The sequence below is a fragment of the Streptomyces kebangsaanensis genome (assembly GCF_001906585.1).
GTDB lineage: Bacteria > Actinomycetota > Actinomycetes > Streptomycetales > Streptomycetaceae > Streptomyces > Streptomyces kebangsaanensis.
Genome location: NZ_JUJA01000100.1, coordinates 4,724 through 13,325, shown reverse-complemented (window position 1 = coordinate 13,325; position 8,602 = coordinate 4,724). Strand labels below are relative to the sequence as shown.

Here is an 8,602-nt window from a genome sequence, read left to right as displayed (position 1 = left end):
GAGCTGCTGTTCGAGCCGGAGCTGGTGGTGCGCGGATCGACCGCGCAAGCACCCCGTCCGTGAGGCGTCCCGGAGATCCGGTTCACTGTCAAATAATTTCAGTTTCTGCGCGGCATCTTGCGCAGATCAGTCGTCGGTGCTTGAGTGTGCGGCGCCCACCGCTCCTGTCCCTGTCCAGAGGGGTCCACCGATGAGAAGCACCGGGTTCCGCCACGCCGTCGCCGCGCTCGGCATCTGCTCCCTGTCCCTCGCCCTGACGTCCTGCGGGTCGGACGACGACACCTCCGCCGACGGCAGGACCCGCATCACGGTCAACTGCCGGCCGCCCCAGAGCGCCAAGGTCGACCGGAAGTTCTTCGACGAGGACATCGCCGCCTTCGAGGAGCAGAACCCGGACGTCGACGTCGTCGCGCACGACGCGTTCCCCTGCCAGGACCCCAAGACGTTCGACGCCAAGCTCGCCGGCGGCCAGATGGAAGACGTCTTCTACACCTACTTCACCGACGTCGGGCACGTCGTCGACACCGGCCAGGCGGCCGACATCACCTCCTACGTCAAGGAGTTGAAGAGCTACGACACCATCCAGGAGCAACTGCGCGACATCTACACCGTCGACGGAAAGATCTACGGCATCCCGCGCACCGGCTACTCGATGGGTCTGATCTACAACAAGAAGCTCTTCCGGAAGGCCGGACTCGACCCCGACAAGCCGCCCACGACCTGGGCGGAGGTCCGCGCCGCCGCCAAGAGGATCTCCGCGCTGGGCAACGGCACCGTCGGCTACGCCGACTACAGCGCCCAGAACCAGGGTGGCTGGCACTTCACCGCCGAGCTCTACTCCCAGGGCGGCGACGTCGTCGGCGCCGACGGCAGGAAGGCCACCGTCGACACCCCCGAGGGCCGCGCCGTCCTGCGGAACCTGCACGACATGCGCTGGACCGACGACTCCATGGGCAGCAAGCAGCTCCTGGTCATCAACGACGTGCAGCAGATGATGGGTTCGGGCAGGCTCGGCATGTACCTCGCCGCCCCCGACAACATCCCGATCCTGGTCAAGGAGAAGGGCGGCGACTTCAAGGACCTCGCTCTGGCCCCCATGCCCGGCGGCAAGGGCACCCTCGTCGGCGGCGACGGCTACATGTTCAACAAGAAGGACACCCCCGCCCAGATCCGCGCCGGCCTCAAGTGGCTCGACCACATGTTCCTCACCCCCGGCAAGGGCTTCCTCGGCGACTACGCCCGCGCCAAGGCGAACGACGCCCCCGTCGGCCTGCCCGAGCCGCGCCTGTTCACCGGCGCCGCCGACGCCACCGACCAGCGGGCCAAGAAGGCCAACGCCAACGTACCCGTGGAGAACTACCGGTCCTTCCTCGACGGCAACCAGACCCTCCGGATGAAGATCGAACCGCCCCACGCCCAGCAGATCTACTCCGTCCTCGACGGAGTCGTCTCCGCCGTCCTCACCAAGAAGGACGCGGACATCGACCAGCTCCTCGAGGACGCCTCCGGCAAGATCGACGGCATCCTGGCCCGGGGCTGACCGGCGATGACGAAGACGGCCGAGCGGCGGCCCGTCCGGGCGACCGCCGCCCACCCGGTGCAGGCGCCGCCCCCGGCAGGGGTCCCCGGGCGGCGCCGCCTCGCCGAGCAGGCCCGCGCCTACGCCTTCCTCCTCGGCGGCCTGGTCTGCTTCGCCCTGTTCTCCTGGTACCCGGCGATCCGCGCCGTCGTGATCGCCTTCCAGAAGTACACGCCCGGCCAGACACCCGAATGGGTCGGCACCGCCAACTTCACCCGCGTCCTGCACGACCCCGAGTTCGGCGCCGCCTGGCGCAACACCCTCACCTTCACCCTGCTCGCCCTGCTCATCGGCTTCGCGGTCCCGTTCGCCCTGGCCCTCGTCCTCAACGAACTCCGCCACGCCAGGGCCTTCTTCCGGGTCGTCGTCTACTTGCCGGTGATGATCCCGCCCGTGGTCAGCGCCCTGCTGTGGAAGTGGTTCTACGACCCCGGAGCCGGCCTCGCCAACGAGGCCCTGCGCGCCCTGCACCTGCCCACCTCGAACTGGACCAACGGCGCCGACACCGCCCTGGTCTCCCTCGTCCTCGTCGCCACCTGGGCCACCATGGGCGGCACCGTCCTGATCTACCTCGCCGCCCTGCAGTCCATCCCCGGCGAGCTGTACGAGGCCGCCGAACTCGACGGTGCGAACCTCCTGCAGCGCATCCGGCACGTGACCGTCCCGCAGACCCGGTTCGTGATCCTGATGCTGATGCTCCTCCAGATCATCGCCACCATGCAGGTGTTCACCGAGCCCTTCGTCATCACCGGAGGCGGCCCGGAGAACGCCACGGTCACCGTGCTCTACCTCATCTACAAGTACGCCTTCCTCTACAACGACTTCGGCGGCGCCTGTGCGCTCAGCGTCATGCTGCTCGTCCTGCTCGGGCTCTTCTCCGCCGGCTACCTGCGGCTGACCCGCTCCGGCTCCGGGGAGGAGGACGCATGAGCGGCACCCGTACCCTCGTCTCCCCGGCCGCCCTGGCCCGCCCGCGGGGAAAGGCCGTCTACTGGACCGTCTTCGCCACGGTCGTCCTCCTCTTCACCCTCGCCTTCCTCTTCCCCGTCTACTGGATGGTGACCGGTGCGACGAAGTCACCCGACGAGGTGGCCCGGACCCCGCCCACACTCGTCCCGGAGAACTGGCACCTCAGCGCCTACACCGACGCCTGGGACCTGATGCAACTCCCGCAACACCTGTGGAACACGGTCGTCCAGGCCGCCGGCGCCTGGGCCTGCCAGCTGGTGTTCTGCACGGCCGCCGCCTACGCCCTGTCCCGGCTGAGGCCGGTCTTCGGCAAGGTGATCCTCGGCTCCGTCCTCGCCACCCTGATGGTCCCGGCGCAGGCCCTGGTCGTACCGAAGTACCTGACCGTCGCCGACCTGCCGCTGATCCACACCAGTCTGCTCAACGACCCCCTCGCCATCTGGCTGCCGGCCGTCGCCAACGCCTTCAACCTCTACCTGCTCAAGCGGTTCTTCGACCGGATACCACGGGACGTGCTGGAGGCCGCCGAGATCGACGGCGCCGGAAAGCTGCGCATCCTCACGTCGATCGTGCTGCCCATGTCGCGGCCCGTGCTCGGCGTGGTGTCGATCTTCGCGCTGGTCGCCGTCTGGCAGGACTTCCTGTGGCCACTGATGGTCTTCTCCGACACCGACAAGCAGCCGATCAGCGTGGCCCTGGTCCAGCTGTCGCAGAACATCCAGCTGACCGTGCTCATCGCCGCCATGGTGATCGCCAGCATCCCGATGGTCGCGCTCTTCCTCGTCTTCCAGCGGCACATCATCGCCGGGATCAGCGCGGGCAGCACCAAGGGCTGACGCACGCCCTTCGGCACCGAGACAGAAAGGTATGCACAGTGGGACAGCCCACCCCTGCCCGGAACGGCCGGAACGACCGGAACGGCTTGAACGACGACGCCTGGTGGCGCTCCGCCGTCATCTACCAGGTGTACGTGCGCAGCTTCGCCGACGGCGACGGGGACGGCACCGGCGACCTCGCGGGCGTCCGTTCCCGGCTGCCGTACCTCGCCGAACTCGGCGTGGACGCCCTGTGGTTCAACCCCTGGTACCTCTCCCCGATGAAGGACGGCGGCTACGACGTCGCCGACTACCGCGCCATCCACCCCGCCTTCGGCACCCTGGCCGAGGCGGAGAAACTCATCGCCGAGGCCCGGGAGCTGGGCATCCGCACGATCGTCGACATCGTGCCCAACCACGTCTCCGACCAGCACCCCTGGTTCCGCGCCGCCCTCGCCGGCGGCCCCGAGAGGGACCTGTTCCACTTCCGCCCCGGACGCGGGGCGCACGGGGAACTCCCGCCCAACGACTGGACCTCCCAGTTCGGCGGCCCGGCCTGGACCCGGCTGCCCGACGGCACCTGGTACCTGCACCTGTTCGCCCCCGAGCAGCCCGACCTCAACTGGGCCCACCCGGCCGTGCGCCAGGAGCACGAGGACATCCTGCGGTTCTGGTTCGAGCGGGGCGTCGCGGGCGTCCGCATCGACTCCGCCGCCCTGCCGGCCAAGGACCCCCGCCTGCCCGACCTCACCGAGGGCCGCGCCCCGCACCCGTACGTCGACCGCGACGAACTCCACGACGTCTACCGCTCCTGGCGCCGCGTCGCCGACGAGTACGGCGGCGTCTTCGTCGGCGAGGTGTGGCTGCCGGACAGCGAGCGCTTCGCCCGCTACCTGCGCCCCGACGAGCTGCACACCGCCTTCAACTTCGCCTTCCTGTCCTGCCCGTGGGACGCCGTCCGGCTCCGTACGTCCATCGACGACACCCTCGCCGAGCACGCCCCCGTGGAGGCCCCCGCCACCTGGGTGCTGTGCAACCACGACGTCACCCGCACCGTCACCCGCTACGGCCGCGCCGACACCGGCTTCGACTTCGCCACCAAGGCCTTCGGCACCCCCACCGACCTCGCCCTCGGCACCCGCCGGGCCCGCGCCGCCGCCCTGCTCTCACTCGCCCTGCCCGGCGCGGTCTACGTCTACCAGGGCGAGGAACTCGGCCTGCCCGAGGCCGACATCCCCGCCGACCGCATCGACGACCCGATGCACTTCCGCTCCGGAGGCACCGACCCCGGCCGCGACGGCTGCCGGGTCCCGCTGCCCTGGGCCGCCGAGGAGCCGTACGCCGGCTTCGGCTCCCGGGAGGAACCCTGGCTGCCGCAGCCCGCCGACTGGCCCGCGTACGCCGTCGACCGGCAGCTGACCGACCCGGCCTCCATGCTCTCCCTCTACCGCGAGGCGATCCGCCTCCGCCCGGCCTTCGGCGACGCCCCCCTGACCTGGCTGCCCGCCCCCGACGGCGTCCTCGCCTTCACCCGCGCCGGAGGCGCGACCTGCGTCGTCAACCTCACCGCCACCCCCGCCGAACTGCCCGAGCACTCCGCACTCCTGCTGAGCAGCGGCCCGCTGGACGACACCGGCCGCCTCCCGCAGGACACGGCGGCCTGGCTGCGCGCCTGAGCCCGCGCAGCCGGGACCGCCGAACCGCACCGCGCTGTTCCGCACCCCCACACGAAGGGATCAGCACATGCACGGCAACAGCAAGGCCGGATCCGTACGCCGCCCGACGGCCACAGGCGCGGCCGTCGCCCTCGCGGCCGGCATGCTCGTCACCCTCGGCGCACCCACCGCCCACGCGGCGGCGGGCGCCACCCTCCCCCTCACCTCGGTCGAGGCCGAGTCCGCCACCACCAACGGCACCAGGATCGGACCCGACCACACCCAGGGCACCCTCGCCTCCGAGGCCTCCGGACGCCAGGCCGTCCGGCTGAACACGGGGCAGCGCGTGGAGTTCACCGTGCCGCGCGCCGCCAACGCCGTGAACGTCTCCTACAGCGTCCCCGACGGCCAGTCCGGCACGCTGAACGTGTACGTCAACGGGACGAAGCTGACCAAGACGCTTGCCGTCACCTCCAAGTACTCCTACGTCGACACCAACTGGATCGCGGGCGCCAGGACCCACCACTTCTACGACAACACCCGGCTGTTGCTCGGCCAGAACCTCCAGCCGGGCGACAAGGTCGCCGTCGAGGCCGCGAACGTCCAGGTCACGGTCGACGTGGCCGACTTCGAGCAGGTCCCGGCGGCCACCGGCCAGCCCGCCGGGTCGGTCTCCGTCACCTCCAAGGGCGCCGACCCCAGCGGCCAGGGCGACTCCACCCAGGCCTTCCGGGACGCCATCGCCGCCGCGCGGGGCGGGGTGGTGTGGATCCCGCCGGGCGACTACAGGCTGACCTCCTCCCTGAGCGGCGTGCAGAACGTCACCCTCCAGGGCGCCGGCAGCTGGTACTCGGTCGTGCACACCTCCCGCTTCATCGACCAGTCGAACTCCTCCGGAAGCGTCCACATCAAGGACTTCGCGGTCATCGGCGAGGTCACCGAGCGCGTTGACTCCAGCCCCGACAACTTTGTCAACGGCTCGCTGGGGCCGGACTCCTCCGTCTCCGGCATGTGGATCCAGCACCTCAAGGTCGGCCTGTGGCTGACCGGCAACAACGACAACCTCGTCGTCGAGAACAACCGCATCCTCGACACCACCGCCGACGGCCTCAACCTCAACGGCACCGCCAAGGGAGTGAAGGTCCGCAACAACTTCCTGCGCAACCAGGGCGACGACTCGCTCGCCATGTGGTCGCTGTACGGCCCGGACACGAACAGCAGCTTCGAGAACAACACCGTCTCCCAGCCCAACCTGGCCAACGGCATCGCGATCTACGGCGGCACGGACATCACGGTGAGGAACAACCTGATCTCCGACACCAACGCCCTGGGCAGCGGCATCGCGATCTCCAACCAGAAGTTCCTCGACCCGTTCTTCCCGCTGGCCGGCACGATCACGGTCGACGGCAACACCCTGGTGCGCGCCGGCGCGATGAACCCCAACTGGAACCACCCGATGGGCGCGCTGCGCGTGGACTCCTACGACAGCGCCGTCAACGCCACGGTCAACATCACCAACACCACGATCACCGACAGCCCGTACAGCGCCTTCGAGTTCGTGTCGGGCGGCGGACACGGATACCCGGTCAAGGGCGTCACCGTGAACGGCGCGACCGTCAAGAACACCGGTACGGTCGTCGTGCAGGCCGAGGCGCAGGGCGCGGCCACCTTCCGGGGCGTCACCGCCACCGGCGTGGGCGCGGCGGGCGTCTACAACTGCCCCTACCCCTCCGGCTCCGGCGCCTTCACGCTCACCGACGGCGGCGGCAACTCCGGCTGGAACACCACCTGGTCGGACTGCTCGACCTGGCCGCAGCCCGGCCAGGGCAACCCCGACCCCGACCCGAACCGCAACCTCGCCAAGGGCCGCCCGGCCACCGCCACCGGCTCCCAGGACGTCTACACGCCGGGCAAGGCGGTCGACGGCGACGCGAACACCTACTGGGAGTCGGCCAACAACGCCTTCCCGCAGTCCTGGACGGTCGACCTCGGGTCGAACGAGCCCGTCCGCCGACTGGTGCTGAAGCTGCCGCCGTCGCCGGCCTGGGGCGCGCGCACCCAGACCATCACCGTGCAGGGCAGCACCGACGGCTCGGCGTACTCGACCGTGGCCGGCTCCCAGGGCTACCGCTTCGACCCGGCGACCGGCAACACGGCCACCGTGTCCCTGCCGAGCGGCACCAGTCTGCGCTGGCTGCGGCTGACGGTGAGCGCCAACACCGGCTGGCCGGCGGGCCAGTTCAGCGAAGTGGAGGCGTATCGGACTCCGTGACCGCCGGTGCCCCGCGCTTCGCCGCCCGGACCTGCTCGTACACATGGGTCCGCAGCTCGGCGAAGCGCGGGGCCACCCGGGTGTGCACCTGGTCCCGTTCATCGGGCAGGTCGACCGTGAGCTGCTCCTGGACGACGGTGGGGGAGGCGGACAGGACGATGACCCGCTGGCCCAGGTAGACGGCCTCGTCGATGTCGTGCGTGACGAACAGGACCGTGATGCCCCGCTCCCGCCACAGCCCCCGCACCAGGTCCTCCAGATCGGCCCGGGTCTGGGCGTCGACGGCCGCGAACGGCTCGTCCATCAGCAGCACGTCGGGCTCGTACGCCAGCGCCCGCGCGATCGCCACCCGCTGCTGCATACCGCCCGACAGCTGCCACGGGTACGCCCCGGCCGCGTCCGCGAGCCCGACCGCGGCGAGCGCGTCGGCGACCAGCTCCCGTCGCCGCGCCCGGCTCAAGCCCTTCTTTCTGAGGGGTAGTTCGACGTTGGCGCCGACCCGCATCCAGGGAAAGAGGCTGCGGCCGTACTCCTGGAAGACGAACGCCATTCCGGGCGGCGGCCCGGTCACCCGCCGCCCCGCGAGGACGACTTCGCCCGCCGTGGGCGCGAGCAGCCCGCCCACGCACTTCAGCAGCGTGGTCTTGCCGCACCCGGAGGGGCCGACCAGGCAGACCAGTTCCCCGGCGTCGACGGTGAAGGTCAGCTCGCGCACCGCCTCCACCCGCCGGCCTGATCCCTCGTAGACCTTCCGCAGGCCGGACACTTCGAGAAGCGCGTGCGTGGACCGCATGGACCGCCCTTTCGGATGCGTCACGGGGACCGTCGGGAGGAGGTGCGCAGACCGTGGTACCAGCCGAGCACCCGCCGCTCGACCGCCTGGAAGAGCAGCGAGAGCACAAAACCCAGCAGACCGAGCACGAGAATCCCGGTCCACATGCCGGGGATCGCGAAACCCCGCTGGAACTGCACGATCGTGAAGCCGAGCCCGTTGCTCGCCGCGAACATCTCGCTGATGACCATCAGGATGATGCCGATGGACAGCGCCTGCCGCAGCCCGGCGAAGATCTGCGGACTCGCCGAGGGCAGCACGATCCGACTGATCCGGGCCATCCCCGTGATGCCGTACGACCGGGCCGTCTCCGCCGTCACCGGATCCACCGCCCTTACGCCCTCGACCGTGTTGAGCAGCACCGGCCATACACAGCCGCTCGCGATGACCACGACCTTCATGGCGTCGCCGATCCCGGCGAACAGCATGATGACCGGGACCAGCACCGGCGGCGGCACCGCCCGCAGGAACTCCAGGACC

8 protein-coding genes are annotated in these 8,602 nt (G+C 70.2%); 6 read left to right on the top strand and 2 right to left on the bottom strand.

The genetic code is table 11. The annotated features are described in order from the left end of the window. From RH94_RS46140 to RH94_RS14980, 6 genes are all read left to right on the top strand, one after another. The coding region (locus tag RH94_RS46140; RefSeq protein WP_267893369.1) for a hypothetical protein at positions 1–63 on the top strand (63 nt) is incomplete at its 5' end. A 127-nt stretch (positions 64–190) separates the two neighbouring features. Then, a complete protein-coding gene (locus RH94_RS15000; RefSeq protein ID WP_073948099.1) occupies positions 191–1,540 on the top strand; it encodes an ABC transporter substrate-binding protein in 1,350 nt (449 codons plus the stop codon). Between the two features lie 6 nt (positions 1,541–1,546). Next, the gene (locus RH94_RS14995; protein ID WP_073948098.1) at positions 1,547–2,509 is read left to right on the top strand and encodes a carbohydrate ABC transporter permease; all 963 of its coding nucleotides are present in this window, start codon (positions 1,547–1,549) and stop codon (positions 2,507–2,509) included. Then, positions 2,506–3,384, top strand: a complete 879-nt coding sequence (locus RH94_RS14990) for a carbohydrate ABC transporter permease (RefSeq protein ID WP_073948097.1) — start codon at positions 2,506–2,508, stop codon at positions 3,382–3,384. The genes RH94_RS14995 and RH94_RS14990 overlap by 4 nt, the downstream gene beginning before the upstream one ends. Before the next feature lie 38 nt (positions 3,385–3,422). Further along, on the top strand, positions 3,423–5,039 hold the full coding sequence (locus RH94_RS14985) for a glycoside hydrolase family 13 protein (protein WP_073948096.1): 1,617 nt from the start codon (positions 3,423–3,425) through the stop codon (positions 5,037–5,039). A 67-nt stretch (positions 5,040–5,106) separates the two neighbouring features. Next, a complete protein-coding gene (locus tag RH94_RS14980; RefSeq protein WP_073948095.1) occupies positions 5,107–7,290 on the top strand; it encodes a discoidin domain-containing protein in 2,184 nt (727 codons plus the stop codon). Here RH94_RS14980 and RH94_RS14975 read toward each other — a convergent pair. Beyond that, entirely contained in the window at positions 7,259–8,083 is an 825-nt protein-coding gene (locus tag RH94_RS14975) for an ABC transporter ATP-binding protein (protein WP_073948094.1), read from the bottom strand. The genes RH94_RS14980 and RH94_RS14975 overlap by 32 nt on opposite strands. A 20-nt stretch (positions 8,084–8,103) precedes the next feature. After that, positions 8,104–8,602, bottom strand: a 499-nt coding sequence (locus RH94_RS43440; protein WP_234425784.1) for an ABC transporter permease, incomplete at its 5' end; no start/stop codon positions are given.